The sequence below is a fragment of the Neoluteolibacter marinus genome (genome assembly GCF_014904755.1).
Taxonomy (GTDB): Bacteria; Verrucomicrobiota; Verrucomicrobiia; order Verrucomicrobiales; family Akkermansiaceae; genus Haloferula; species Haloferula marina.
Map to the genome: position 1 here is coordinate 61,802 of NZ_JACZFQ010000090.1, position 25,826 is coordinate 87,627.

Here is a 25,826-nt window from a genome sequence, read left to right on the forward strand (position 1 = left end):
TATTTCATCCCCGGGGATTGCTCCCTTCGGATGAGAGGAACTTGGCAGAATGGAGGGATTCTGTCTTGTCCCTAAGATTTGGGACAGGGGGAGCTGGGCTGGAAATGTCCGGGATTTCCTCTTTTCCCGGCCCGGCCGCTGCCCCACCGCGGGCTTGCCATTGGCGGACTCGTCCTCTTCACTCCCGCCCCGTTCCCGGCCATGGCCCTCATCGTGCAAAAATACGGCGGCACTTCCGTCGGCTCCATCGATCGCATGCGCAACGTCGCCGCGCGCCTGAAACGCACCCGCGACGAAGGCAACCAGGTCGTCGCCGTGGTCTCCGCCATGTCCGGTGTAACCGACAAGCTGATTGGCATGGCCAAGGAGTTCGGCGAACACCCGGCGGAACGCGAGATGGACGTCCTGCTGGCCACCGGCGAGCAGCAGTCGATCGCGCTGGTCACTCTCGCCCTGCACGAAATCGGCGTCGACGCGGTGTCGGTCACCGGCCGCCAGGCCGGGATCTCCACCACCGGCTCGCACACCCGCGGCCGCATCCAGGACATCGAGCCGGAGTTCATGAAGCGCTCGCTGGAGGAAGGGAAGACGCTCGTCGTCGCCGGCTTCCAGGGCGTCACGCCGGAGGGCATGATCCACACCCTCGGCCGCGGCGGATCCGACCTCACCGCCATCGCCATTTCCGCCGCGCTGGGTGCCAACGTCTGCCAGATCCTCACCGACGTCGACGGCGTCTACACCTGCGACCCGCGGGTGGTGCCGAACGCCCGCAAGCTGCCGGAAATCTCTTACGACGAGATGCTGGAAATGGCCTCGTCCGGCTCGAAGGTCATGCAATCGCGGTCGGTCGAGTTCGCGAAGAAATTCGGCGTTGTTTTCGAAGTCCGCTCATCCCTCAATGACAATCCGGGCACACTGGTGCTCGAAGAACATCCTGCCATGGAAAACGTCGTCATCCGCGGAGTCTCCATCGAGCGCTCCCAAGCCCGCGTCACCATCACCGGCATCCCCGACGTCCCCGGCATGTCCGGCAAGATCCTCGGCGCGCTCGGCGACGCGGAGATCAACCTCGACATGATCGTGTCGAACATCGCCCACGACGGGATGGCGCGGCACTCGTTCACCATGCACTCGAACGACCTCGGCCGTGCCCAGGCCGCGCTCAAGCCGGTGCTCGCCGACATCAGCGGCGAAGCGGCGATCGAGACCGAAGGCGGGATCGCGAAACTCTCCGCCGTGGGCATCGGCATGCGCTCCCACTCGGGGGTCGCATCGAGGATGTTCAAGGCGCTCGGCGACGCCGGGATCAACATCGGCATGATCTCCACCTCCGAGATCAAGATCGCCGTGACCGTCGACGAGACCCGCATCGAAGACGCCGCCCGTGCGGTGCACGATGCCTTTGAGCTCGACAAGGAGCCGGTGAAGTAACCCGGCGTTCCGAGAGGCAGGTGCGGGGCGTTAGGATTCCGCCGCATCGCCTTCGAACAGCTTCTTCAGCACCTCCGCGAAGCGGTTGTAAAAGAAGCCCAGCACCACCAGTGCGACGCCCAAGGCGATGAAGGCGGCGACCCGGGTGAAGGCGGCGAAGTCCCAGACGTCGACGCAGAACAATTTCACCAGCGCCATCGCCAGCAGCGCGAATCCGGCGTGGCGGAGGGCGGCGATCTTCCCCCACAAGCCCCCGCTCACCAGGCCGAAGCCGAGCATGGTCCACAGGATCGCCACCGGTTTCCAGTCGAAGTGCCAGACCAGCACCTGGCTTGACCAGGCCGCGAGCAGGGCACAAGCGGTGTAGAGGATGCCTTGGCGGAGCGCTTGCTGGTTGACGTCGGCCGGGCGTAGCAGGATGCCGCAGGCCATTGCCGCGGCGACGACCGCCCAGCCGTGGGCAGCGGGGGAAGGTTCCAGCGGCTCCCAGGGCCGGCCGGTGAGAAGCATCAGCAGCTGGAAGGCCGACCAGCCGAGAAAGACCCAGCTTTCAGGCAGGGCCCGGGAACGCTTCCAGGCAGTCCAGGCGCCGAGGCCCAAGGCGCTGGCCGCCACGATGTCGGCGGCCGATTCCGGCGCGATCCGGTGCCAAGCGATCAACCACGAGATCACCGCCGCGACACGCGCCAGGATCCCGGCCAACGATCTCGGGCCCGCCATCGCGAGCAGACCGAAGGCCGCGGCTGCGGGAAGGAAATGAAGCAAGTTGGAAGCGCCGGGGATGATGGCTTGATGGCCGGCGGCGCGTAGAAGGATCAACGATGCGACAACCAGCAGCGGCGGCGACGGCAGCAGGCGCCAGCCGAGGAAGGCCAGCGCCAAGGCCGCGCCGACATGGCAAGCCAAGGAGCCGGATGCTTCCCATCGGAAGGCATCGATCATCGCGATCAATGCCACTCCGGCAACAACCGCGGTGGCCCAGACCAGAAACTTGAGAGGCGGATGGACCCCGGAGGGATCGTCGTCCGGGCCAAGGCGTGTCCACAGCGCGTGGGCAGCCAGCAGGAGTCCCGCGGCGATTCCGGGGGACCAGGTGGGCGGGACATGTTCCGGCGGGTGGAGCATCGGCACCACCGAGACGGCGAACACCAGCGCCAACCATCCCCACTCGAACCAGCGCCGGCCGGGATTGAAGCGGAGGACCAACCCGGAAAATGCCAGCGCGACCACGGCGCAGGCCGGTGCCCGTTCGTCGACCCCGAGGTGGTGGCAGCAAACGACCCACGCCAGGATGCCGCCCCCGACCAGGACAAATGAAGAGGCGGTGAGGGCGAGATCCGCGAGTCCCGACTTCACTCCGCCGCCGCGGAGCGGAACCGCGGCCGCCATCGGCAGCAGGGCCACCAGCGAGCGGCTCCACAACGGAACATCGGCATTCAGACCGGACGGGATCAGCGACAGATACATCGCGCCGGCCGTCGCCAGCACCGCGAAGCCGAGCTCGCTCCTTCCCCCGAAGCGGCGGAACGCCAAGGACAGGGCCAGGGCTTCCATCGCAAATCCGAGGGGAAGGTGATAGCCCTCCAGCTTGAGCGCCATCGCCAGGGACAGCGCCCCCAGCCCTTGGGCCACATGCACCCCGCCGGCAGTGTTCCTGGAGCGACCGGCAATGCCCAGGCCGAGCAGCACCGCGCCGAAAACCGCGGGGATTCGCCAGTAGTGGGCGTCGCCCCGCTGCATCAGCCAGACGAGGGAAAACAGAAGGAAGAAGGCCGCATTGTTGGCCCCCGCGAACCACGCCTTGCCACGATCGGTCAGGCTGTCGAAACGCCGCGAGATCCCCAGCACCCCGGGTAGGGCGAAAATGGCCCACACCGGCGGCAGGTACCAGAGCGCCGCCGGATCTTCCGGACGGCTGCCGGACCCGCCGGCCAGTTGCCACCACAGGAAGGCCACGTAGGTGCCGGCCATCGAGGCAATCCCCGGGGTCGCCCAGCCGGGCCGCAGCATCAGGGCCGTGCCGGCCCCGGCGAGCAGTACATTCGACAGCGCCGACAGCCAGCCGAGCGGCTGGAGGACGGTCGCATACGAGGCGAGCAGGATTCCCATCACCGCCGTCGCCCGCGAGTCACGGCGCAGCGAGATCCCCGCGATTCCCACGGCGGCGGCCAGCAGCAAGACCCCGGCGAGCACCGGTGAGTCGACGACTTTCAGCCGCGGCACATGATGGGCGGCGAAGGTGCACCAGTAGAAAAAGGCCAGCCCGCCGGCGACCAGCACCTCGCCGAAGCGCAGCAGGTTCTCCCGTTTTGCCAGTTGGGTGCCGGTGCCGAAGATCAACCCGGAGCCCAGGTAGAGGGCTGCCAGCCGCACCCCGGCCGGCAGGTCGCGGATCCAGTTCTGGTAGGCGTAGTTCCCGAGCAGCACCAGGCCGGTGACCAGCAGGCCGATCCCCAGCCGCACCAGCCAGATTCGCCCGAAGCGGAGTTCAAAGGAGCCTTTCGGCTCCGCGACGGCGTCCGGCATCCGGCCTTCCGCGGTGGTCTTATCCGGGAGAGGGGTCGGGACGGGGATGGATTGAGGCTGCCCTTCCTTCGGGACCTCCGCGTGCACCTCGATGCGCGGGTGCGCATGTCGCGGCACTTCGGCAGGGGCCACCGCGGGCGGTGGCGCTTCTTCCGCGAACGGAGCATCGAAACGGTCCTCCAGACGCCGGATGGCCTCCCGGAGATTGCCGATCTCCTTGGCATGGGCCGCGGTCAGGAAATCGAGCCGCTCGCGCATGCGCTCCAGTTCCTCGCGGTAGGCTTGTTCCTGCGATGGGTCCACGGTGGCGTTCTATCATGTCGAAACGCGGCGCCACAACAGGCTGCTTCATTGATTCTCCGGAGCCCAAGATCGGCAAAACCGATGTTCGTGAATGGAAAGCGCAAATTATTGCACAAATTCCTAAACCTAGGACGCTTCTCGTCGGTTCGTTCCGAACACTCCCATTCCTATGAAAGCCATTCCAACGCTTCTCGCCGCTTTCGTGGCGCTCGCCCTTCCCGCCATGGCGGGCAAGAAAGACAAGCCGGCCGTGCCGGATGCTTCCGTCGATCAGGTCCGCTGGGCCGAAGTCGTCAATGATGCCGCCTTCAACAAGGACGAACTCGAAGGCAAGGTCGTCGTCGTCGAAGAGTGGGGCGTGAATTGCGGTCCCTGCATCGCCAGCCTTCCCGAAATGGCCAAGATGGCCAAGCGCTATCAGAAGAAGGGCCTGGTGGTGGTCGGACTCGAGCGCCAGAACAGCACCAAGGAAGACATCCTCAAGGCGATCAAGCCTGCCCGCGTCGCCTATCCGGTGATGGCCGGCGGTTCCGGTCCGGTGAAGAGCGACGGCATCCCGCACGCCATGGTTTTCGGCACCGACGGCAAGCTGGTCTGGCACGGTCATCCGGCCGACGGCGAGTTCGAAAAGTCGGTCAAGACCGCCCTCAAGGGTGTGGCCAAGACCACCCGCTGATCCCGGGATCTTTCCCCACGCCGCTCCGGAATGCCGGGGCGGCGTTTTTTTGTTCCGGCTATCGCACCCGGTCGACCTGCACCAGCGTCAGCCAGCTGCGGGTCCCGGCTCCGGCCTCGAGCTTCTTCCGGGGCGCTTCCAAGGCGGAGAAGATCCGCCATTCGCCTTCGGTAAGGCGAACGATGCCGCGCCCACGGGCCGAGGTGAAAGCCGGCATTCCGATCAGGAGCTCGTCGGCCCCGAAATGTTCCATCCCGGGGAGATCGACGACGCTGAGGCTGATGCTGGCGTCCCACGATCCCGGCTCCGCGCGGACCGGCTGGACCACCGCCTCGATCGTTTGGCCCGTGTTGCGGGTTTCGAAGCTGGTGGGCACCGCATGCTTTCCCGCGGCCGCCAGCCAACGTTCCCAGGCGCTGTTTCCCGGCTTGGCGTCCTTGGGGTCGAGGTTCGACGGCGGCAGTTCCGGCGGTTCGTATTCGGTGGGATAGATCCTCTCGAAAATCGATTCCGCGATCATTCCCGTGCGCTCGTCGAGACCGAGAACCGGGGCGTGGACCAATTTGGCGGTGACGTCGGCGAGGAGCTCCTTGCGCCACGAAGCGAGGTCGCCGGGGCCGTGGATTTCATCGAGTTTCAGGGCGATCGCCTTGGTCTCGAGTTCCCAGATTTCGAGACGGAACCGGAGGCGGGTCCGCTGCTCATCGCCCCGCTGCGCGGGGATTTTCGCCCGTGATGCGACCCCGGTGTATGCCGGCGAGAACGGGTCGTCGTTGACGCTCTCCGGTGCGCTCGTGTCTTCCGGAGCGTATGGGGTTTTCGCCGGCTCCCCGCTGGCCGCCGGCTTTTCATCCGCCAGGCCGGCACACGCCATGGCCATGCTCCAACAGAGGACCCATCCCGATCGCAGAAGTTTCATCACGTTCCATGCTCGGACCGTCGGGGAACCGGTTCCATTCAAAAAAGGTGTGGAGCCACGCGACGGGTGCCGGCCGCCTTCCCGGTTCCGGTGCCCGAATCCGCAAATCTCCGGCGCAAATTCCTCGTCCTCTTCCGCTGTTTCCCCGTTAAACAAGCGCGCCATGTTCTCCGACTCCCTCGCCTCCCACCTTCGCGGCACCCTCGCCGAAATCGACTCCGCCGGACTCTACAAGCGCGAGCGCCTGATCGACTCGACGCAGAACTCCACCGTCCGCCTCAAGGACGGCCGCGAGGTGATCAACATGTGCGCCAACAACTACCTCGGCCTGGCCGACCACCCGGAAGTGGTCGCCGCTGCCAAGGGGGCGCTCGACCGCTGGGGCTTCGGCATGGCCAGCGTGCGCTTCATCTGCGGCACCCAGACGCTGCACAAGCACCTCGAGGAAACCATCAGCCGCTTCCTCGGCACCGAGGACACCATCCTTTACCCGTCCTGCTTCGACGCCAACGGCGGCCTCTTCGAAGTCCTGCTCGGCCCCGAGGACGCGGTCATTTCAGATTCGCTCAACCACGCCTCGATCATCGACGGCGTCCGCCTCTGCAAGGCCAAGCGCTTCCGCTACAACAACAACGACATGGCCGACCTCGAGGCCAAGCTGCAGGAGGCCGATGCGGCCGGCGCGCGCTTCAAGCTGATCACCACCGACGGGGTGTTCTCGATGGACGGCATCATCTGCGACCTCGACCAGGTCCATGCGCTGGCCGACAAGTACAACGCCCTCGTCCACTTCGACGACTGCCACTCGACCGGCTTCCTGGGTGCCCGCGGCCGCGGCACCCACGAGCACTGCGGGCTCTTCGGCAAGATCGACCTCACCACCGGCACCCTCGGCAAGGCCCTCGGCGGCGCATCCGGCGGCTACACCTCCGGCAAGAAGGAGATCATCGACCTGCTGCGCCAGCGCTCGCGTCCCTACCTCTTCTCCAACACCATCGCGCCGCCGATCGTGGCTGCCTCGGTGAAGGTCTTCGAAATGCTCGAGGCCTCGACCGAACTCGCCGACAAGGTGAAGGCGAACACCGACTACTTCCGCACCGCGATGGCGACCACCGGCTTCACCATCGCCGGCAAGGACCACCCGATCTCGCCGGTGATGCTGGGCGACGCCGCCTTGTCCCAGAAGTTCGCCGACAAGCTGCTGGAGCACGGCGTCTACGCGATCGGCTTCTTCTTCCCGGTGGTGCCCCAGGGCAAGGCCCGGATCCGCACCCAAATCAGCGCCGCGCACACCCGCGAGCAGCTCGACAAGGGCATCGAGGCCTTCGTCAAGACCGGCAAGGAACTCGGGGTGATCTGATCCCCCGGATCCCTCCCCGCAATCGGCAACGGCTTTCGCGGGGATTCCCGCCGGGGAAACGCATCAGGTCACAGCAGCCGGCCGCGCCGGGGCGGGAGATATTGGCACGGAATTGGAATCGAAATCCATCGTCTCGACGGTGCTTTCGGTTACTCCTCCACTTTGGCTCCCGCCGTTTGTCCCAAATGAAAGCCCCATCGCCGACCCGTTGCCATCCCGCCTTGAAGTGGATCCCCTTGCTGGTCGCCGTGGCGCAGGGGAACGCCGCGGTGGTCTCGTCCAACCTGGTCAATGACGATCCCCTGTTCTTCGATGGCGGCATTGCTCCCAGCCTGGTCACCACCGGCCAGTCGTCGTTGGTCTCGGTTACCGGGACCACCCCGTCCAACGGCTTTCCCCTGGGTGGGGTGAACGACGGGACGGCCGTCGGCTTCAGCTTGCCGACCACCGACATCAACTCGCTGACCTTCTTCGACGGTCTCAACGGCGGCCCGGCGACCATCACCTTCCAGTTCGACCAAGGCTACGACCTCACCAGCATCTCGTCGCTGTGCGGCTGGGGCGACACCTATTTCGGCTCCCAGCTGTTCAGCGTGCTGATCGAAACCGGATCGTCGGGGGTCTTCAACCTGCTCGGCAACTACGGCGAAACACCCTACACGCCGCCGGCCCCTCTCGGCTTTCCCGAGGTGGTGGACCACGGGTTCGCGGTGCTGACCACGGTGACCGACAGCTCCCCCGGCGCGGTATTCGCGAGCAACGTGACCGGGATCCGCTTCGTCTACAGCGACCCTTATCCCGGCATCGGTTCACTCAATGGCACCGTGATCCGCGAGATTTCCGTCAACGGCATCGCCTCGGTTCCTGAACCGGCTTCCGCCGTGTTGCTTCTCTTCGGCGGCATGGCGGCGTGTTCGCGCCGGCGCCGGCGATCCTGATCCCTCCCGATCGGCTCCGGAACGAGCGGCCGGCGGAGTCACGACGCATCCGGTGGATGATTCCTTGTTCCGGATCGTGCCATGCCAGAAGGTCCTACCATTCCATAAACCCGAAACCCTGATGAAATTCCTCCGGCTTCCGCCCGCGGGCCTTGCTTTGCTTGGCTCGCTCTTGTCCTCCGGCATTGGCCACGGCCAGGCTCCCGTCCGCATCCTGCCCTTGGGAGACTCGATCACCGACGGCTCGGCCTTTGACAGCCCCGACGGCAGCGGCGGCTACCGCGGCCCCCTCTACAACCTGCTTTCCGGAGCCGGTTACAACGTCGACTACATCGGCAGCCACACCGTCAACAGCGGCCTGCTGGTGGAGAAGGAGCACGAAGGCCACAGCGGCTGGCGGATCGACCAGCTCGACACCAACATGGCCGGCTGGCTGGAAAGCTACGCCGACCCGGACGTGGTGCTGATGCACATCGGGACCAACGACTTCGGCCAGAATTTCAACACCACCACGGCCATCGACCGGCTGGACGCGCTGATCCTGAAAATCGCGACACTTCGGCCCTACGCGCACATCATCGTCACCAACCTGATGGAGCGCGAGGAGCCGAGGAACTCGAACATCCAGGCCCAGTTCAATCCCTTCGTCGAAGCGGTGGTCGATGCCCATGCCGCCGCGGGCCGGCGGGTGACCTTCCTCGACATGCGCGCCGCGGTGCCGCTGTCGGACATGCCCGACCAGTTGCATCCGGACCAGACCGGCTACGACAAGATGGCCGGCGCCTGGTTGCCGGCGATCCAGGAGGTGATCGGTGTGGACGGTGACGATGCGGTGCCGGAAGTCGTCAGCGCCACCGGCAGCACCGACCACACCCATGTCACGGTGAAGTTCAGCAAGCCGGTCGCGGACAGCGCGGCAAACCTGGCGAATTTCTCGATCGACGGCGGCCTGACGATCTCCGCCGCGGAGCTCGATGACTCCAAGCGCCTGGTCACGCTCACCACCAGCGAGCAGACGCTTTCGACGACCTACACCGTCAGCGTGAACGGGGTGGAGGATCGTCTCACGCCGGTGCCGAACAGCATCGCCGCGAACAGCACGGCGACCTTCGAACCGGCGATTCCGCGCGGCTATCACAACCACGTTCCGGAAGCCGCCGACTACACGCTGGTGCAATCGGTCGACCTGCCGGCCGTCGCGAACTTCCGTCTGATCGGCGTGCCCTATCAGATCGACAACCGCGCGGCGATCGGGCCTTTCGACCGCGTCGCCTACTACCTCGAACTGCAGTCCGCCAACGGCCAGCTGAAGTATTTGTGGGCCTCGATGGACGCCTTCACCGACAACGTGAACCAGATCGGCGTGCCGACCCATGCGTCGGGCGCTGTATTCCAGGAAAGCGTGGCCAACCTGAACGTCGTCTCGAATGTTGCCGGCGTCACCACCGGCAGCGGGCTGACCGGCAACCTGGAATTCTGGCCGACCAACTACCAGGAGCCGAACGGCGCGGGCGTGCCCGGCGCGGACGGCGGCACCTTTGATTTCGGCGACACGCCGACTCCCGGCGACTACGGCTCGATGCAGCTCCACAACGCCGCCGCCGGCGAAACCTTGTTCGCCTTCAACCACTGGGGATCCGAGACCTTCATGACCGGGATCGACCTGGGCATCGGCAACCAGCCCGGCGGCAGCCCGGACTGGACCTTCTCCAACAACGGCGGCAACTACACGGTCAAAACCCTGCAGGTCCTGGTCCGCGCCAGCGGCGACGTGACCCCGCCCACCGCGGTGGCGGCCACCGCCACCTTCAGCCGCACGAGGGTCATCGTGACGTTCTCCGAGCCGATCGTCCCGTCGTCGGTGCTGGCCACCAACTTTTCGCTCGATCAAGGCGTCACGGTCCTCAATGCCACCCTTTCCGACAACCGCCGGGACCTGATCCTGGCAACCACCCCGCAGCCGGTGGGTCCGGCGCTGACGCTCACGCTCGGCGGCGTCCGCGACGCCTCGCCGAACGCCAACCCGATCGCCCCCGGCTCGACCATCGCGGTCACCGGCCCTGCGCTGCCGCCGGAGATTGTCGCCAATGTCGGCGCGGCGGCAGACGGCTACCAGCTTGTCTCCTCGATCGAGCTCCCCGACACCGGCAACTTCAACGCGGGCTCGGCCGCCTACCGCTACGACGACCGCGACGCCACCGGAGCGTTCAACCGCATTGCCTACTACCTCGAGCTCCAGAAGCCCGGCCAGCCGTCGCAGTTCATCTGGACGGCGATGGACGCGTTCACGGTGAACCGCCGCAAGCTCGGCCCGCCGACCATCGCCACCGGCGCGGTGTTCCAGCGCACCGTCGGCAACCTCGATGTCATCTCGAACGTCGCCGGGGTCATCAACGGCACCGGCATCGCCACCGGCAACATCGAGTTCTGGCCGAACGACTACGGCGGGGGGAACGCGGCGGCCGTCCCCGGAGCCAACGGCGGCACCCTCGACTTCGGCGACACCCGCAACACCACTGGCAACAACTACGGCTCGATGCAGGTCCACAACCACGGCGCCGGCCAGACGCTGTTTGCGATCAACCACGCCGGGGCCGACAACCTGACTCTCGACATCGGCATCGGCAACCAGCCGTCCGGCCAGCCCGACTGGACCTTCGCGGGCAACTCCGGCTCGTACTCGAAACGGATCCTCCACGCCCTCGTCCTGCCCGGCTCCACCACCCCGGCCGGAGTCGCCTCGAAGGTCCCGGAGTCGGCCGGCTACCAGCTGCTCGCCACGGTGAACCTGCCGGGCAACGGCAACCTCAGCGGCGGCGCCGGGGCCCCCGGTTACGCGGTGGACAACCGCACCGAGATCACCTCGTTCAGCCGCGTCGCCTACTACCTCGAGCTGAAAAAGACCACCGATCCGGTGGCGAACTACATCTGGACCTCGATGGACGCCTTCTCGGCGGAAGCCGGCAAGGTCTGCGTGCCGAACACCAACTCGGGCGCGTTCTTCCAGCAGAACGTCGCCAACCTGAACGTCGTCTCCAATGTCGCGGGCATTGTCACCGGCAACGGCATCACCACCGGCAACATCGAGTTCTGGCCGAGCAACTACAATGGCAGCAATGCCGCGGGAGTCCCGGGGGCGAGCGGCACGGCCTTCGATTTCGGCGACGGCGGCGCCGGCACGGGGTCCGGCTACGGCTCGATGCAGGTCCACAACCACGGCGCCGGGCAGACCTTGTTCGCCATCAACAACTGGGGAGCCTCCAACAACACCACCAACGCGCTGTGCATGGGCATCGGCAACAACCCGACGCCCGTGAACAACGGCATCGACTGGACCTTCGCCGAGAACGGACCGACGATCAACGAGACCCGGCTGCTGCACATTTTCGTGCTGCCGGGCAACGGTGACAGCATTGCGCCGACGATCAGCCGGGCGGTCCCGTCGACGACCCTCGACCGCTTCAGCGTGATCTTCAGCGAACCGGTCGCCGACAGTTCGGCCGATCCCGCGAACTTCACCGTCGACGGCGGCGTGACAGTCACCGGCGCGACCTTGCTGCCGGGCAATCTTGAGATCGCCCTCGCCACCACCGCCCAAGCTCCGGGCACGCTCTACAACGTGACCGTCAGCGGCGTCCGCGACCGCTCGACCGCGGGCAATCCCATCGCCCCGGCATCCGCCACCTCGTTCACCTCCTACGCGCCGCCGGCGGTGTTCGGGAACGTCTCGGAAATCGGCGGCTACGACCTGGTCTATCAGCTCGCGATTCCCGGCGCCTCGCCGCGCTGGAACTTCAACGCCATCCCGTATGGCATCGACGAGGCGAAGTTCGGCCCGCGCAGCTTCGACCGGATCGCCTACCTGATGGAGCTGGACGGAACCTGGATCTACACCTCCTTCGACGGCTTCACCGGCGATGTCGCCAAGACCGGCGTGCCCTCGACGCGGGTCACCGCCACGCCGTTCCAGCAGGATGTCAGCAACCTGAACGTGGCCACCAACGTCACCTCGATCTATCCCGACACGGCACTCCGCGAGGGACTCGGCGGCGGCAACATCGAATTCTGGGGCGGCAATTACACCGCCACCAACGGACTCGGCGTCCCGGGCGCCAGCAACAGCGCCTTCGACTTCGGTGACACCATGACGTCCGGCGGTCATGGCTCGATGCAGGTCCATGACCACGATGCCGGCCGGGTCTTGTTCGCCTACAACAACTGGGGGGCCAATGCCGGCCAAGTCAGCGACCTCGGCATCGGCAACAGGCCGTCCGGAGAACCGGACTGGACCTTCGGCAGCAACGCCACTTCCTACACGACGAAGAACCTCTACGTGCTGGTCCGCCCGGCGGCCGCGGGCTCCTCGGAGGCGGGGCCGGTGCTGCTTTCCCAGCCGTCGTCGCGGAGCCTGGCCAGCGGTGCCAGCACCACCTTGTCGGTCCAGGTGGCGGGTTCGGGACCCTTCTACTACCAATGGCGTTTCGAGGGCGTCGCGATCCCCGGCGAGACCCGCTCGTGGCTGGAGATCACCGGATTCGGTTCCGCGCAGGCCGGAGGGTACGATGTCGTGGTCACCTCCGCCGGCGGGGCGTCCACCATCAGCCGGACCGCGACCCTGGTGCTGGATGAACCTTTCTTGGGCTGGCTTGACCTGAACGGGATCGCCGATGCCGGCGACGACGGCGACCAGGACGGGATCAGTGCCTTGCTTGAATGGTTCCTCGGCGGCGATCCCGCGGTTCCCGATTCCGCGATCCTGCCGGCGGGAAGCTACGACGCGGGGGTTTTCACCTACACCTTCCAGATGCCGGCCGAGCTGGGATCCGTGACCTGGCACGCCGAGTCGGGCGGCGGGCTCGTCGGCTGGGACATCGCGGTCGACGGTGAAGACGGGGTGGCAATCGCCACGGGGACGGAGTCCGGCGGCTACATCCCGGTCACCGTCACTTTCACCGGCGTCGCTCCGCCGCTGTTCGTCCGGATCGTGGTGAACTCCCCGTCGTGACAGGCTGACGGCGGCGGGGCGATGCGCCTTGCCGCCGTGCTCCGCAGAGGCGAGGAATGGGCGGCTCATGTCTGACTTGGATTCCGTCATCGCCGCCTCCTTCGGGTCGGTCGTCACCCGCGCGCAGCCGGTGGGCGGCGGCAACATCCACGATGCCCGGCGGCTCGATCTGGCGGACGGCCGGGTGATTTTCGCCAAGTCCGCCGGCAGGGCGATGGCGCCCTTGCTGGAGGCCGAGGCGCGGGGGCTGGAGTTGCTGGCACCGCATCTTCGCGTGCCACGGGTGCTCGGCCGGGGCGAGGGCTGGCTGGCGCTGGAGTGGCTCGACCTTCATCCGCCCGATGCCGCCGGCTGGGAAAGCCTCGGCCGCCAGCTGGCCGCGCTGCATGCGGTCCGCGGCGATCACCACGGGCTCGACCACGACAACTTCATCGGCAGCACGCCGCAGCTGAACCGCCCGGCCGAGTCATGGCGCGAGTTCTACCTCGAGCGCCGCCTGCGGCCGCAAGTGCAGCTCGCCCACGGGCAAGGCCACCGGCTCGACGAGGACGCGATCCTTGCCGCGGCGGAGGCCTGCCTCGGTGATCACGAACCCGCACCGTCGTTGCTCCACGGCGACCTCTGGAGCGGCAATGTCGCCGCGCTCGCCGATGGTTCCGGGGTGATCTTCGATCCCGCGCCCTATTTCGGCGACCCGGAGACCGACCTCGCGATGCTGGAAATGTTCGGCGGACCGCTGCCGGCACCTTTTCTAACAAGCTACGGCGCCTTGCCTCCGGATCGTAGCCGGCGACAGCCGCTCTACAACCTTTACCACGCCCTCAACCACCTGAATCTCTTCGGCGCCTCCTACCTTCCGATGGTGGGCCAATGCGTGGCGCGGCTCTGAAGATCAGCCGGCGACCCAGCGGTAGAGGGCACCGGCAAGGGTCGCGGTGATCAGGGTGGTCACCGTGCCACCGAGCACCGCCTTGAATCCCAGCGCCGCGAGGGTCGGGCGCTGGTTGGGTGCCAGGCTGCCGGTGCCGCCGAGCTGGATGCCGATCGACGAGAAGTTGGCGAAACCGCAGAGCGCGAAGGTGGCGAGGTAGATCGACTTCGGATCGAGCCCCGCCGCCTTCATTTCGCCGAGCTTGGTGTAGGCGACGAACTCGTTGAACACGACCTTGGTCCCTAGCAGCGAGCCGACCTTGGTCGCGTCGCCGCCGTTCACGCCGATCAGCCAGGCGAAGGGGGCGAAGACCCAGCCGAGCAGCTTGTCGAGCGAGAGTCCGGGATGGACCAGGGTCAGGCCGGCGTTGACCAGCGCGGCGAAGGCGATGAAGGCGATCAGCATCGCGCCGACGTTGAGCGCCAGCTTCAGCCCGTCGCCGGTGCCGTTGGCGAGGGCATCGAGGAAGTTCGCGCCCAGCCGCTCCTTCGACACGTGCAGCGCGGCATCGGGATTGCCGGTTTCCGGGATCAGGATCTTCGCGACCACCAGCGAGGCGGGCGCGGCCATGAACGAGGCGCACAGCAGGAACTTCGCGAAGGCCTGCTGCTGGGCCGGATCGGTCCCGCCGAGGATCATGATGTAGGCCACCAGCACGCCGCCGGCGATGGTGCCCATGCCGCTGGTCATCAGTGCGTAGATCTCGCTGCGGGTCATCCGTTCGATGTACGGTTTCACCATCAGCGGCGACTCGGTCTGGCCGAGAAAGACGGACGCGGCGGCGGCCAGCGACTCGGCGCCGGACAGTTTCATGAACTTCTTGGTCACCCAGGCGAAGGCCCACACAACCTTCTGCAGGATGCCCCAGTAGTAGAGCAGCGAGCAGATCGCGGAGAAGAAGATGATGGTCGGCAGCACCTGGAAGGCGAACACGAAGCCGATCCCGCCTTCCGCCGCGGGATCGGCCAGCGGGCCGAACACGAACACCGCACCCTCGCGGGAGAAGCCGGTCAGCCAGACGAAGAAGCGGGCCAGCGCGTCGAAGGCCTGGCTGCCGCCGGGGACCACCAGGAACAACAGCGCCAGGATCAGCTGCAGCGACATCCCGCCGGCGACCAGCCTCCAGTTGATCGCCTTGCGGTTCTCCGAAAGCAGGGCGCAGCCGCCGATCAGGACGGCGATGCCAAGGAGCGCACGGAGGAGGTCTGTTAGCATGGATCCCCTTCTATCAGCAGGGGCCGCGCCGGAAAGGGAGAAGAAAGCCGGCGGCAAGTCTTGCATCCCGGTAGCGCAACGGCCTACCCCCGGTCCGCGCTTTTCCAATGAAACGAGTCGTCATCCATACCGACGGGGCCTGCAAGGGCAACCCGGGCCCCGGCGGCTACGGGGTGGTGATGGTCTGCGGCAAGCACCGCCTGGAGCTTTCCAAGGGCTTCGCGCGGACCACCAACAACCGGATGGAGCTGCTCGCCACCATCGTGGCGCTCGAGACCCTCAAGGAGGCCTGCGAGATCGAGCTGCTGTCGGACTCGCGCTACGTCATCGACGCGATGACCAAGAACTGGCTCAAGGGCTGGAAGGCGAAGGGCTGGAAGACCGCGTCCAACCAGCCGGTGAAAAACCGCGACCTGTGGGAGCGGCTCGCCGCCGCCACCACGGGCCACAAGATCACCTGGAAGTGGCTGCGCGGCCACGCCGGCCACAAGGAGAACGAACGCTGCGATACCCTCGCGGTGGCGGCCGCGACCGGCCGCAATCTGGCGCCGGACAGCGGATTCGAGGCCTGATCCGGGCCCGAAAAAAAAACGGGCACCCGGTTTCCCGGATGCCCGCTCGAACGATTCAAAGAACCATGAAGGGTCCTACTCGGTCGCGAGGTCGACCCGGTAGAAGGCCGCGCCGGCCGGCGGGGCCGGATCGCTCCAGCTGGCAGTGCCTCCGGTAGACACCACGGTGCCGACATTGCTCCAGGAACCCGCTTGCAGGGTGGTGCTGCGCTGGATGGTGAAGCTCAGGCCGTCGGCGGCCGGCCAGGACAGTTCCGAGCCGTCCATGACCGCGGCGAAGAACGAGGAGCCGTCCATCGGATCGAGGCCGAGCAGGAACTCGACGATGTTGGTGGTGCCGTCACCGTCGGCATCGTCGTTCTCGCCGCGCAGGGCCGGGTCGGTGATGTTGGTGTCGGCCCATTCGGAGTAAGGCGTCGAGATTCCCTCCTCGTGGAAGAGGAAGAGCGAGTTGTCGAGCACTTCGGGCGTGATCCGCACCTCGTCGATGCTGCCGCCGAAGGGATCGGCATCCGCCCCGTTCCACTTCCCGAGACCGATCACCCACGGCGCGTCGAGGCCCGCGTAGTTGTAGAAGGCACCCTGGATCGCCATGCTGCCCTCGAGCACGTAGGCGCCGTCGCCGGGTGCCTTGACCCACAGCTTGAGCTCGCTGTCCGAGGCGGTGGCGGCCACCGAGTACCACGCCCCGGCTTCGACCAGCCGCGTCCCGATCACCTCGCGGGCCGTACCCGAGCCGTCGACGATGCCGACGCTGAGGTAGTTGTCGTTGCGCAGCTTGATCGAGAAGGGAGGCTGACCGCCCACCGGGTTGCCGCTCTTGCCGATCACCACCTGCCAGTTGTTGATCTGAGAGGCGTTGAAGCTGGCCTCGATGGTGAACTCGTCGAACAGGTAGGTCCGCAGGGCGGTCCCGGGCGAGCTGTAGATGTTGTCGGTAATGAAGAGGTTCCCGCCATCCCGGGCGAAGCCGAGCGAGGCGGTGTTCGACTCGCCGGTCGCCGGCACCGTCGCGGACGGCAGGACGGTCTGGTAGTACGGCGAGGTGTAGTCGCGCCAGGTCATCAGGTGGTTGCCCCAACCCGAGGAGTCGATGACCGTGTTCGCCTGGTTGCCGCCGGAGTTGTCGCCGACGGGCACCACGCCCGCGGTTCGCTCCTCGAAGCGCCAGTAGGCGAGCGCCGACGGATGTGAGGCGGCATCGGCCGGGTCGGTGCCGGCACCCAACTCGGCGAAGTTCGGGGAGCCGTCGTTGTCCGGGTCGTCGTTCGGGCCCCACTTGGCGATGACCGTTTCGAGGTCCTCGTTGCCGGTCCGGAAGTACTTCACCTCCCAGCCGTCCGGCAGGCCGTCGCCGGCGAAGAAATCGTCGGTGTCGGGCGACGAGGTTTGCTCGGTGGGATCGGTGTCCGCCCAGAACTCGTCGATGTTGCTGAAGAGGTCGCCGTCGCTGTCGGCGTCCGGATTGCAGGCGGCGATGGAGCCGAAGTAGTGGATCTCCCAGCCGTCGTTGATGCCGTCACCGGAACCGAGATTGTCCTCGTCCGGATAGTCGAAGGTGGCGGTGGGATCGGTGCCTTTGGTGTATTCGACCAGGTTGCTGTTCCAGTCGGTGTCGTAGTCGCCGTCCGGTCCTTCGGCCAGGTTGCCGAAGAAGGTGAACTCCCAGCCGTCGGGCAGGGTATCGCTGTCGCTGTCCGGGAATGAGGCCGCCTGCACCGGGTCGGTGTCCGACAGGTATTCGAGGTAGCTGCTGCACCAGTCGCCGTCGGGGTCGCCGCTGCCGTCGTTGCTGGACGTCGCGATGCCGAAGTTCGCCTGTTCCCAGCTGTCCGGGAGCCCGTCCTGGTCGGAATCCGTCGCGACGCGGCGGAGTATGCCGGTGGTTTGGTCGAACTGGTAGTCGCCGGTCGGCGAGACCCACACCGACCAGGCCGGGGTGACCTCGACCCGGGTCCACGGATCGCTGCCGCTGACCACCATGAAGCCGGTCCCGTAGCTGTCGGCCAGGGTGTCGGCCGCGACCAGGGTCCAGGTGTCGCCGACCGTGGTGCCCGCGCCGCTCAGGTCGATGTCGAACATGCCGTTGAAGGTGGCGCCCGCGGTGCCGGTGACGCTGTTGTTCACGCCGGACGCGCCGATTTCAAAAAGCAGCGAGCCGGTCTCGGAGAGCACGAAGGCTCCGTTCACGATCAGGTCACCGGTGAAGGTGTTTTCCGCCGCGAAGGTGACCCCGAGGTTGCCGAGGACCGTCAGGTCGCTGCTGCCCCCGACCGTGGCCGTCACGATGATCGGTCCCTGGGTGGCGGAGATCCGCGACCCGGTGCCGTTGACCGTCACGGCACCGGCCAGCGTGAAGATCTGGTCGAAGGCGTTGATGTGGTCGATGATACCGCCGTCGAGGATCAGGTCGGGCACGGTGATGGTGCTGCTGCCGTTGACCTTGTAGGAAAGCTTCCCGGTAGCGGTGGAGACCGCCAGCGAATCGCCGGCAAAGGTGTAGTCGGCGACATCGGTCGGAGTCCGCAGGCGTTCGATGGCGACGACGTAGTCGTTGCCGGCAACCGGCGCGGCCGCATTGGACCATCCGCCGGCGGCGTTGAACGAGGTGGCTCCGAAGCCATCGGCCGTGCTGAGGTTCACGGTCTCGGCGACCAAGTGGCCCGTGGCCGCCAGGGTCAGGGCCGCGGCGAGCGGTGGGCAGTGGTGAAAAGATACAGGTTTCATGGGGTCGGTTTCGGTTCGCAATCCCTCCCGGATCCGACGACGGGTCCCTGCGCCGGCGGGAGAAGTTGCATGCAATAAAAAAGCACCGGAAATACCACCCCAAGCCGATTCCGACGCGCCACTTGCGAATCCGCACAAAACCGCGGTTTTAGGCGGAATTTGTAGCCGGCTCTCCCGGATGGATCAAAGCGAGGGCGCGGATTTGCGAGGGAAAGTGTCGCAAAAATACCAATGAAATGACAATTGCAGCCCTGTCTCGCCCACCACCGCTCGACGAGTGGCGGCGCGTGCCAGCCCGGTCAGGGTTCGATGACCTTGAGGCGGACGAAGCGTCGGTCGTTGCCATCCGCGGTCACCTGCACCGTGCCACTGGTGCCGGCCGGGAGGGGATTCAGCGCGGGGCTGAGGTCTTCCGCGGCGACCGGCAGCCACTCGTCCAGGTCGTCCGAGCTTTCGACCACGATCGGTCCGGCGGAGCCGCCGGGCGGGAGCGTGATTGCGAAGCCGCCGCTTGCCGACGGATCCGGCATCGGCAGATGGGGCAGGGGATTGTCCGCGGCCCCGAGTCCCAGCGCCCACACCACGCCGTAGGGCACGCTGCCGCCCGCCGGGACGGCGTCGAATTCCGCGCCGGGGATGCCTTCGTCGACGGTCCAGGCCACGTAGGCACTGAGCGGAACTTGCACGGTGCCGGCGGCTTTGATGGTGCCGGTGGCGACCACGGCTACGGGGGTGCCGTCGGCGTCGAAGGTGTCATCGATGGCCACGGGAAAAGTCACCACCACATTGAAGTTCCGGTAGCCGTCCAGGTCACCGGCGGGCGTGAGGGTCACCGTGCCGGTTCCCGTCCCGGCACCGCCGGCGGGGCTCTCCGGGGTGAAACCTGTGCTCACCGGGTTGCCGAGGGCCGTTCCAGTCACGGAGCCCTGGTCGATCACGAACTGATGCTCTTCCGCCGGGAATTGGCCGTTGGCCGGATTCACCGAGCCGGGCGGCGCGATCGTCGAGATCGCCGCCGAGAGACCGGTCATGTTGATGTTGTAGCCAAAGGACCCGAATCCCCCGGAAAAATTCATCGCCGTGCCGTTTACCCGGCCATTCGACAGGGTCAGCTCATCGGTCGTGCCGGCCTGGGGATCGATGTCGAAGGCGGCATCGACGGACCCGGTGAGGGTCGTGGTGTCGGTGTCCGGGAATGCGCCTGGATCAACCGTCACCGTGATGCGGTTGACGTCCGGCTCGCTGACGAGGGTCAGGGTGGTGCTCGCGGGAATGGCGGCGAGGGGGGTGGCAGCGACGAGCCAGAGGGGGAACAGGGCTTTTTTCATCGGGGAGGCCAAGCTAACCAAGTCCCGTTGGTGGAACAGGACGAAGTTCGCCGCTGCCGGACCGCGCTCCCGAATGACCTTGCTCCCGGCGGCCGGCCGGTCACTGTCGGCGATCATGAGGAAATGGCGGATCTTGATGGCCATCGGGTTGCTGGCGCTGCTGGCGATCTGGATCGCCGCGCGTCCGTCTGAGCCTGATCCCGCGGAAGTGTCGGGTGCGTCAACCCGGATGATGCCGGGTGGTGAGCCCCAGAGCGTGGAGGAAGCTGCCGGCGGGCTGCCGACCAAGTTCTCAAGCCGTCATTCCGTGATCACCCGCCCCACCCACAGCCCGGCGCGGCTGCGGGAGTTCTACCTTCCCGCGGTGGAAATCGACGGGCTCCCCCTGGCGGCGGCGCTGGAAAAGCTCCGCGGGGCGTACGAGGACGCCTGCCTGCAGGCCGGGGAGGTCCCGGTTCCGCTGGTGTTCGTGGTTCCGCCCGGCGTGGATGGGGTGCTCCATGTGAAGTTGCCGCCCGCGACTTTCACGGCTTCCCTTCGCCTGCTCGCCGCCGTGGCGGGGATGAAGGTCGTGCGCGAGGATGCCGAGTTCCGTTTCGAGCCGCCGTCCACGATGGCCCTGCCGTCCCAGGTGGTGCCCCCTGATTTCCTTTCGCGGCTGGCGGCACTGAGCGGGAGCCCGCAAGGCACCGATCTCGCGGGGAGCTTGAAGGCGCTGGGTCTGGAACTCGACGATCCGGGGAGCGTGTCGTTTCTCGCCCACGGCCACATCGTCTTCACCGGTTCGACGCCGGCGGACCGGGCGCGGGTTTCGGAGTTAATCTTCAATCTCTGCCAAGGGCGGCCGCTTCAGCACAAGTTGGAGTCCAAGCTCGTGCAGATCCCTGCCGGTCTGGAATGGACTGTCCCGGACAAGTCGGCGATGAGCGACGATGACCTGCAGAACCTGGTTCACGTGCTTTCCCAGATAAAAGGCGTGGAGGTGATGACACTGCAATCGGTCACTGCACGGGGTGGGGAAGAGGCGACGATCGAGGTGGTCCGGGAAATCATCGAGCCTGTCCCCGGTACCCCCAACGAGTTCGAAGAGCACAAGGTCGGAGTGGTCTACCGTGCCACCCCCCATGTCCTGGCATTCGGCCACACCCTCGACATGGACCTGAGCGTCACTGGAGGTGATTTCGATCCCACGAGCATGCGTTTTGTGGTCGAAGAGGAGGTTAGGATCGAAGGGCGCGGCTACGCTGCCGACGGGAGTTCCCGCTTGCAGGTCCAGACGCACCCGGACGGTTCGCGCACCCTGCTGGTGGTATCCCCGGTCCTGGTCGACGCGACCGGGCGGCCGGTGAATCGGGCCGAGTGAGGGCCTAGTGCTTGAAGACGATCTCCACGCCCTTCTTCCGCCAGGCGTCCGCGACTTCCTTTTCCAGCTGACGGAAGCTGCTGCCTCCCAACAGTGGCACGAGGGCCTCCTTGTACGATGCGCCGTCGGTCAGCTTCTGCAGGTAGGCGGTGATGCGGCGGGCCTGGCCGTTGCCTTCCATGTGCAGGAAGTAGTGGGTCAGCAGCAGGGCGAAGCCGTAGTTGAAGTTCGCTTTTGGACCGGAGAACTCGCGGTACTCCATGCTCATGAAGTTCTGCAGTTTCGGCGCGACGATCTTGGTCCCCAGCGCCCGGCCGGTGGTTTCGTCCTCGCCATAGGCGGTGACGTAGGCCCGGGCCGCATTGCCGTGGGGGTCGGGCCGGAAGTATCCCCAGCTGTAGGGGGTCGTGGAGACATACTCGGCCAGTCCTTCGACGAACCAGCCGTTGCGCAGTTCGTCCCGCATGTAGTTCGCCGGCGTCAATTGGTGGGCCAGCTCGTGGATGAGCACGTCGTTCTTGCCCTTGGTGTCGAGCGAGAATCCGGTCGGGGTCTTTTCCAAGCCGAGGCTCACCAGCGGGGCCATCACCACCCCGGTCGACGGCCGGAAGCACGCCGCCGTTCCCGGCCCGCCGCCGGCACCGACGTAGCCTTGCATCGACTCGAACAGGAGGATCTCCAGGCGGCCCTTCTTCTCCCACCCGCCGGTCAGCGACAGTGGCAGCGCGGTGGTATATTTGTAGGTGGTCTCGAACATCATCGCGAAGTTCCGCAGGACGTCCGGGGTCAGCCTAACGTCGCAGGTGAAGCGGTAATGGGGGCTTTCGTAGACGAAGCGCTTCTGCTCCGGGTCTTCCGAGATCACCCTCGATTGCGAAGGCCCGTCCATGCGGATTTCCCGCGGCCACGGGTGGCCGAAATTCAGCTTCTTCGGCGCCGCGACCGGCCGCGGGGCGCTCGCGCCGAGGCGTCGCAGCTTCAGCTGGTCCGCCGCGCTCAGTTCGCCGAGCTGGGTCAGGAACTGGCGGCCGTTCTCGAAGGCGAAAATCACCCGCTCGCCATCCAGCCGGACGAAATTCGCCTCGAAGCTCTGGCCGTGCGCGTTGGTCCAGACCTCCGCGGAGGCTGGATCTCCGGCTACGGCTGCTGCCATGAGCAGGGCCAACAAGCGGGGTTTCCGCTGGCAACCGTGAATCACTCCACCGCGAGAAATCATGAACGCACTAATAGTAAGCCATTCCGAATCATCGAGTAAAATCGGCCTTTCGACGCCGCCGGGGGGGGATGCGGGAGGTGGGCCTGGAATCCCCGGAGTTTTTCCCCAAGAGAACTCGCGTTGGCCCGTTTACGGACCCGCACATGCGCCTTATCCATCTCCTGCCCGTCGTCCCCTTGGCCCTCCAGGCTCAGGATTTCCTCGATCCCCTCGTGCTCACCGCCTCGCGGATCGAAACCGCGGAGAGCGACGTCCCCTACACCGTCAACCAGGTCGACAAGACCTACATCGAGCAGAATACCCGGCGAACCCTGCCGGAGGCGCTTCAATTTACCCCCGGAGTGCTGGTGCAGAAAACCGCCTACGGCCACGGATCCCCCTTTGTCCGTGGCTTCACCGGCCGTCAGAACCTGCTGATGGTCGATGGCGTTCGCGTCAACAATTCCACTTGGCGTGGCGGTCCGGTGCAGTACTGGAACACGATCGACTCCTACTCGATCGACCGCCTCGAACTGGTGAAGAGCCAGGGTTCGGTGCTTTACGGATCCGACGCCATCGGCGGCACGGCCAACGTCTTCACCAAGTCCTCCGGCTTCCGCGACGAGGAAGACGGCGCCTGTTTCACCCACGGCGCGGCCTACTATGAGTACCGTGGAAACGGCGACGACTCGCACATCGGGCGGATCGAGAGCTCGTTCGGCGTCGGCGGCCAGTACGGCGTGATGTTCGGCGTGACCGCCAAGGACTACGGCGACATCCGCGACTCGGCGGTCGGCCTGATGCGCGGCACCGGCTACCCGGAGCAGGACCTCGATTTCCGCTTCGACTTCGCGCTCAACGACCAGACCACGCTGACGGTGGTCCACCAGCAGGTGAACCAGGATGCGGTTTCGCGTTGGCACGCCACCGCCTTCAACCCCGGCTGGCAGCACTCCGGCCACGTCGCCGCGCCCGGCAGCTATGTTTCGCGGGTCTATGACCAGGAGCGCTCGCTGACCTATGTCCGGGTGGAGCAGGAGAACGAGGATTCCGCCTTCATCAAGCGCTGGAACGCCACGGTGTCCTACCAGACCGGCCGCGACTCCGAGGCGCAGTACCGGTCGGCCACCGACCGCCGCTACCAGATCGCGGAAGTCGATACCCTCGGCTTCGACGTCTCCTTCGAATCGCCGCTCGGCGACGGTTCGCTCGTCTACGGCCTCGACTACTACCGCGACACCGTGGAGTCGGAAGGCTACCGCAAGCGTGGTGCCAACCCCTTCCTCTACGATGCTTCCAACCGCCCGGTCGCGGACGATTCGAGCTATGAGCTCTTCGGCGCCTTCGCCCAGTATGTCTGGCAGCCGGTCGAACAATTCGAGCTCACCGCCGGCACCCGCTACACCTACGCCGCCGCCGAGCTCGGCCGATATTGGGACGCCACCGCCGGTGCCGATGCCTACGGCGCCAAGCGCGACTGGGACAACCTGGTCGGCTCGATCCGCGCGATCTACCGTTTCAACGACTGCTGGAGCACCTACGGCGGCGTTTCCCAGGCCTTCCGCGCGCCGAACCTGGACGATCTCTCCGGTAACCTGACCTCGCGCTCCGGCACCGCATCGACCGGATCGGTGGACGTCGATCCCGAGGAATACGTGACCTATGAGCTGGGCCTCCGGCACCAGACCGAGACGACCTCACTGAACCTGGCCGCCTTCTACACCGACATCGACGACCTGATCGTCGGCGTGCCGATCACTTCCGGCAGCAACACCACCGTGGCGACCAACGGCCGCGACGGCTACGTCTACGGGGTGGAGCTCGAAGGCGCCTGGCGTTTCCACCCGCAGTGGACGCTTTCCGGCTTCGCCGCCTGGCAGGACGGCCGCACCGAGACCACCGCCTTCCTCGGCGGTCCGGTGGTGGACGAACCCGGCTCGCGCTTGCTGCCGCTGACCGGCTCGCTGGCGCTGCGCTGGACCTCGGAATCGGAGAAATTCTGGGTCGAGGGCCGCGTGCTCGCGGCGGCCGAGGAAAATCGCCTGACCGCCTCCGACCGCGGTGACAACCAGCGGATCCCGTCCGGCGGAACCCCGGGCTACACGGTCTACATGCTGCACGGCGGCTGGCGGGCGACCGACCACCTGGAGCTGACCTGCGGCCTCGAGAACGTCAGCGACGAGGACTACCGCAGCCACGGCTCCGGTCAGAACGAGCCCGGCTTCAACGCCATCGTGGGCGCGAAACTTTTCTGGTAATTGGTATTCCCGGGGGAGCGCGGTCCCGCGTGGCCGCGCTCCTCAGGACCAGTCCAGGACGACCTTGCCCGACTGGCCGGACATCATCGTCTCGAAGCCCTTCTTGAACTCGTCCACCGGGAAGCGGTGGGTGATGACCGGCGAGATATCGAGGCCCGCGCGGATCATGCTGCTCATCTTGTACCAGGTCTCGAACATCTCGCGGCCGTAAATTCCCTTCAGGACCAGGCCCTTGAAGATGACCTTGTCCCAGTCGATCGCCACCTTGTCGGGGAAAATCCCGAGCAGCGAGACCTTCGCGCCATTGGAAGTGTGATTGAGGATGTCGGTGAGGCCGGACGGGTGGCCGGACATTTCCATCGCCACGTCGAAGCCTTCCTTCATGCCGAGCGACTTCATCGCGTCGCCCAGCGATTCCTCGGCGACGTTCACCGTGCGGGTCGCGCCGAGCTTCTTCGCCAGGTCGAGGCGCCAGGGATTCACGTCGGTCACCACCACGTGGCGGGCTCCGGCGAAACGCGCGACGGCCGCAGCCATGCAGCCGATCGGGCCGGCGCCGGTGATCAGGACATCCTCGGCGACCAGGTCCCAGGACAGCGCGGTGTGGACCGCATTGCCGAGCGGGTCGAAGCAGGAGATGACTTCCTCGGGGATCGCCGGGTCGACCTTGTAGACGTTGCGGTAGGGGATCGAGAGGTATTCCGCGAAGGCGCCCGGGCGGTTGACGCCCACGCCGAGGGTCTCCGGGCACAGGTGGCGGCGGCCGGCCAGGCAGTTGCGGCAGCGGCCGCAGACGATGTGGCCTTCACCGGAAACCAGCTCGCCGGGGACGATGTCGGTCACCCCGGCGCCCACCGACTCGACCACCCCGCAGAACTCGTGGCCAACGTGCATCGGCACCGGGATCGTGCGCTCGGCCCAGGCGTCCCACTTCCAGATGTGGACGTCGGTGCCGCAGATCGAGGTCTTCTTGATCTTGATCAGCACATCCATCGGCCCGACCTCGGGCATCGGGACGTCCATCATTTCGAGACCGGGGCCGGCGGTGGCTTTGACGAGAGCTTTCATCGGGAAACGTT

The 25,826-nt window shown here is 66.3% G+C and carries 16 protein-coding genes; 9 read left to right on the forward strand and 7 right to left on the reverse strand.

What is annotated here, in order from left to right; all coding sequences use genetic code 11:
• Positions 1 to 201 precede the first annotated feature (201 nt).
• Positions 202 to 1,431 carry an aspartate kinase gene (locus IG178_RS16995; RefSeq protein ID WP_193213769.1) on the forward strand — a complete coding sequence of 410 codons (1,230 nt, stop codon included), beginning with the start codon at positions 202 to 204 and terminating at the stop codon, positions 1,429 to 1,431.
• 30 nt (positions 1,432 to 1,461) lie between these two features.
• On the opposite strand, the gene IG178_RS17000 is transcribed toward IG178_RS16995, so the two are convergent.
• Complete coding sequence (locus IG178_RS17000) at positions 1,462 to 4,260, reverse strand: DUF2339 domain-containing protein (RefSeq protein WP_193213770.1); 2,799 nt, start codon at positions 4,258 to 4,260, stop codon at positions 1,462 to 1,464.
• A gap of 169 nt (positions 4,261 to 4,429) precedes the next feature.
• Between IG178_RS17000 and IG178_RS17005 the strand changes: the two genes are divergently transcribed.
• On the forward strand, positions 4,430 to 4,936 hold the full coding sequence (locus IG178_RS17005; RefSeq protein ID WP_193213771.1) for a TlpA family protein disulfide reductase: 507 nt from the start codon (positions 4,430 to 4,432) through the stop codon (positions 4,934 to 4,936).
• A 58-nt stretch (positions 4,937 to 4,994) separates the two neighbouring features.
• On the opposite strand, the gene IG178_RS17010 is transcribed toward IG178_RS17005, so the two are convergent.
• Complete coding sequence (locus IG178_RS17010) at positions 4,995 to 5,855, reverse strand: hypothetical protein (protein WP_193213772.1); 861 nt, start codon at positions 5,853 to 5,855, stop codon at positions 4,995 to 4,997.
• A gap of 163 nt (positions 5,856 to 6,018) precedes the next feature.
• Between IG178_RS17010 and kbl the strand changes: the two genes are divergently transcribed.
• From kbl to IG178_RS17030, 4 genes are all read left to right on the forward strand, one after another.
• A complete protein-coding gene (kbl, locus tag IG178_RS17015) occupies positions 6,019 to 7,215 on the forward strand; it encodes a glycine C-acetyltransferase (RefSeq protein WP_193213773.1) in 1,197 nt (398 codons plus the stop codon).
• A 185-nt stretch (positions 7,216 to 7,400) separates the two neighbouring features.
• Positions 7,401 to 8,153: a PEP-CTERM sorting domain-containing protein gene (locus tag IG178_RS17020; protein ID WP_193213774.1), complete on the forward strand. Its 753-nt coding sequence runs from the start codon at positions 7,401 to 7,403 to the stop codon at positions 8,151 to 8,153.
• Positions 8,154 to 8,274: 121 nt separating this feature from the next.
• Positions 8,275 to 13,158 (forward strand): GDSL-type esterase/lipase family protein, encoded by a 4,884-nt coding sequence (locus tag IG178_RS17025; RefSeq protein ID WP_193213775.1) that lies wholly within the window; start codon positions 8,275 to 8,277, stop codon positions 13,156 to 13,158.
• 67 nt (positions 13,159 to 13,225) lie between these two features.
• A complete protein-coding gene (locus IG178_RS17030) occupies positions 13,226 to 14,047 on the forward strand; it encodes a fructosamine kinase family protein (RefSeq protein WP_193213776.1) in 822 nt (273 codons plus the stop codon).
• Positions 14,048 to 14,050: 3 nt separating this feature from the next.
• On the opposite strand, the gene IG178_RS17035 is transcribed toward IG178_RS17030, so the two are convergent.
• Positions 14,051 to 15,304 carry a NupC/NupG family nucleoside CNT transporter gene (locus IG178_RS17035; protein WP_193213777.1) on the reverse strand — a complete coding sequence of 418 codons (1,254 nt, stop codon included), beginning with the start codon at positions 15,302 to 15,304 and terminating at the stop codon, positions 14,051 to 14,053.
• Between the two features lie 107 nt (positions 15,305 to 15,411).
• Between IG178_RS17035 and rnhA the strand changes: the two genes are divergently transcribed.
• Positions 15,412 to 15,876, forward strand: coding sequence for a ribonuclease HI (gene rnhA, locus IG178_RS17040; RefSeq protein ID WP_193213778.1), 465 nt, complete (start codon positions 15,412 to 15,414; stop codon positions 15,874 to 15,876).
• Between the two features lie 75 nt (positions 15,877 to 15,951).
• On the opposite strand, the gene IG178_RS17045 is transcribed toward rnhA, so the two are convergent.
• Positions 15,952 to 18,603: a LamG-like jellyroll fold domain-containing protein gene (locus tag IG178_RS17045; RefSeq protein ID WP_193213779.1), complete on the reverse strand. Its 2,652-nt coding sequence runs from the start codon at positions 18,601 to 18,603 to the stop codon at positions 15,952 to 15,954.
• A 299-nt stretch (positions 18,604 to 18,902) separates the two neighbouring features.
• The gene (locus IG178_RS17050) at positions 18,903 to 19,931 is read right to left on the reverse strand and encodes a hypothetical protein (protein ID WP_193213780.1); all 1,029 of its coding nucleotides are present in this window, start codon (positions 19,929 to 19,931) and stop codon (positions 18,903 to 18,905) included.
• A gap of 73 nt (positions 19,932 to 20,004) precedes the next feature.
• On the opposite strand from IG178_RS17050, the gene IG178_RS17055 reads away from it, so the two are divergent.
• Entirely contained in the window at positions 20,005 to 21,294 is a 1,290-nt protein-coding gene (locus IG178_RS17055) for a hypothetical protein (RefSeq protein WP_193213781.1), read from the forward strand.
• A gap of 4 nt (positions 21,295 to 21,298) precedes the next feature.
• Here IG178_RS17055 and IG178_RS17060 read toward each other — a convergent pair whose 3' ends face one another.
• Entirely contained in the window at positions 21,299 to 22,447 is a 1,149-nt protein-coding gene (locus tag IG178_RS17060; RefSeq protein ID WP_193213782.1) for a hypothetical protein, read from the reverse strand.
• A gap of 206 nt (positions 22,448 to 22,653) precedes the next feature.
• Here IG178_RS17060 and IG178_RS17065 point away from each other — a divergent pair, with 206 nt between their 5' ends.
• Positions 22,654 to 24,747 carry a TonB-dependent receptor plug domain-containing protein gene (locus tag IG178_RS17065; protein ID WP_193213783.1) on the forward strand — a complete coding sequence of 698 codons (2,094 nt, stop codon included), beginning with the start codon at positions 22,654 to 22,656 and terminating at the stop codon, positions 24,745 to 24,747.
• Positions 24,748 to 24,789: 42 nt separating this feature from the next.
• On the opposite strand, the gene tdh is transcribed toward IG178_RS17065, so the two are convergent.
• Positions 24,790 to 25,815 carry an L-threonine 3-dehydrogenase gene (gene tdh / locus IG178_RS17070; protein WP_193213784.1) on the reverse strand — a complete coding sequence of 342 codons (1,026 nt, stop codon included), beginning with the start codon at positions 25,813 to 25,815 and terminating at the stop codon, positions 24,790 to 24,792.
• Between the last annotated feature and the right edge of the window lie 11 nt (positions 25,816 to 25,826).

What these genes read in the sequence shown, in the direction of transcription:
- IG178_RS16995 (WP_193213769.1), top strand. Translation starts at nt 202, where the DNA reads ATGGCCCTCATCGTGCAAAAATACGGCGGCACTTCCGTCGGCTCCATC.
- IG178_RS17005 (WP_193213771.1), top strand. Translation starts at nt 4,430, where the DNA reads ATGAAAGCCATTCCAACGCTTCTCGCCGCTTTCGTGGCGCTCGCCCTT.
- IG178_RS17010 (WP_193213772.1), bottom strand. Translation starts at nt 5,855, where the DNA reads ATGAAACTTCTGCGATCGGGATGGGTCCTCTGTTGGAGCATGGCCATG.
- kbl (WP_193213773.1), top strand. Translation starts at nt 6,019, where the DNA reads ATGTTCTCCGACTCCCTCGCCTCCCACCTTCGCGGCACCCTCGCCGAA.
- IG178_RS17020 (WP_193213774.1), top strand. Translation starts at nt 7,401, where the DNA reads ATGAAAGCCCCATCGCCGACCCGTTGCCATCCCGCCTTGAAGTGGATC.
- IG178_RS17025 (WP_193213775.1), top strand. Translation starts at nt 8,275, where the DNA reads ATGAAATTCCTCCGGCTTCCGCCCGCGGGCCTTGCTTTGCTTGGCTCG.
- IG178_RS17030 (WP_193213776.1), top strand. Translation starts at nt 13,226, where the DNA reads ATGTCTGACTTGGATTCCGTCATCGCCGCCTCCTTCGGGTCGGTCGTC.
- IG178_RS17035 (WP_193213777.1), bottom strand. Translation starts at nt 15,304, where the DNA reads ATGCTAACAGACCTCCTCCGTGCGCTCCTTGGCATCGCCGTCCTGATC.
- rnhA (WP_193213778.1), top strand. Translation starts at nt 15,412, where the DNA reads ATGAAACGAGTCGTCATCCATACCGACGGGGCCTGCAAGGGCAACCCG.
- IG178_RS17045 (WP_193213779.1), bottom strand. Translation starts at nt 18,603, where the DNA reads ATGAAACCTGTATCTTTTCACCACTGCCCACCGCTCGCCGCGGCCCTG.
- IG178_RS17050 (WP_193213780.1), bottom strand. Translation starts at nt 19,931, where the DNA reads ATGAAAAAAGCCCTGTTCCCCCTCTGGCTCGTCGCTGCCACCCCCCTC.
- IG178_RS17055 (WP_193213781.1), top strand. Translation starts at nt 20,005, where the DNA reads ATGACCTTGCTCCCGGCGGCCGGCCGGTCACTGTCGGCGATCATGAGG.
- IG178_RS17060 (WP_193213782.1), bottom strand. Translation starts at nt 22,447, where the DNA reads ATGGCAGCAGCCGTAGCCGGAGATCCAGCCTCCGCGGAGGTCTGGACC.
- IG178_RS17065 (WP_193213783.1), top strand. Translation starts at nt 22,654, where the DNA reads ATGCGCCTTATCCATCTCCTGCCCGTCGTCCCCTTGGCCCTCCAGGCT.
- tdh (WP_193213784.1), bottom strand. Translation starts at nt 25,815, where the DNA reads ATGAAAGCTCTCGTCAAAGCCACCGCCGGCCCCGGTCTCGAAATGATG.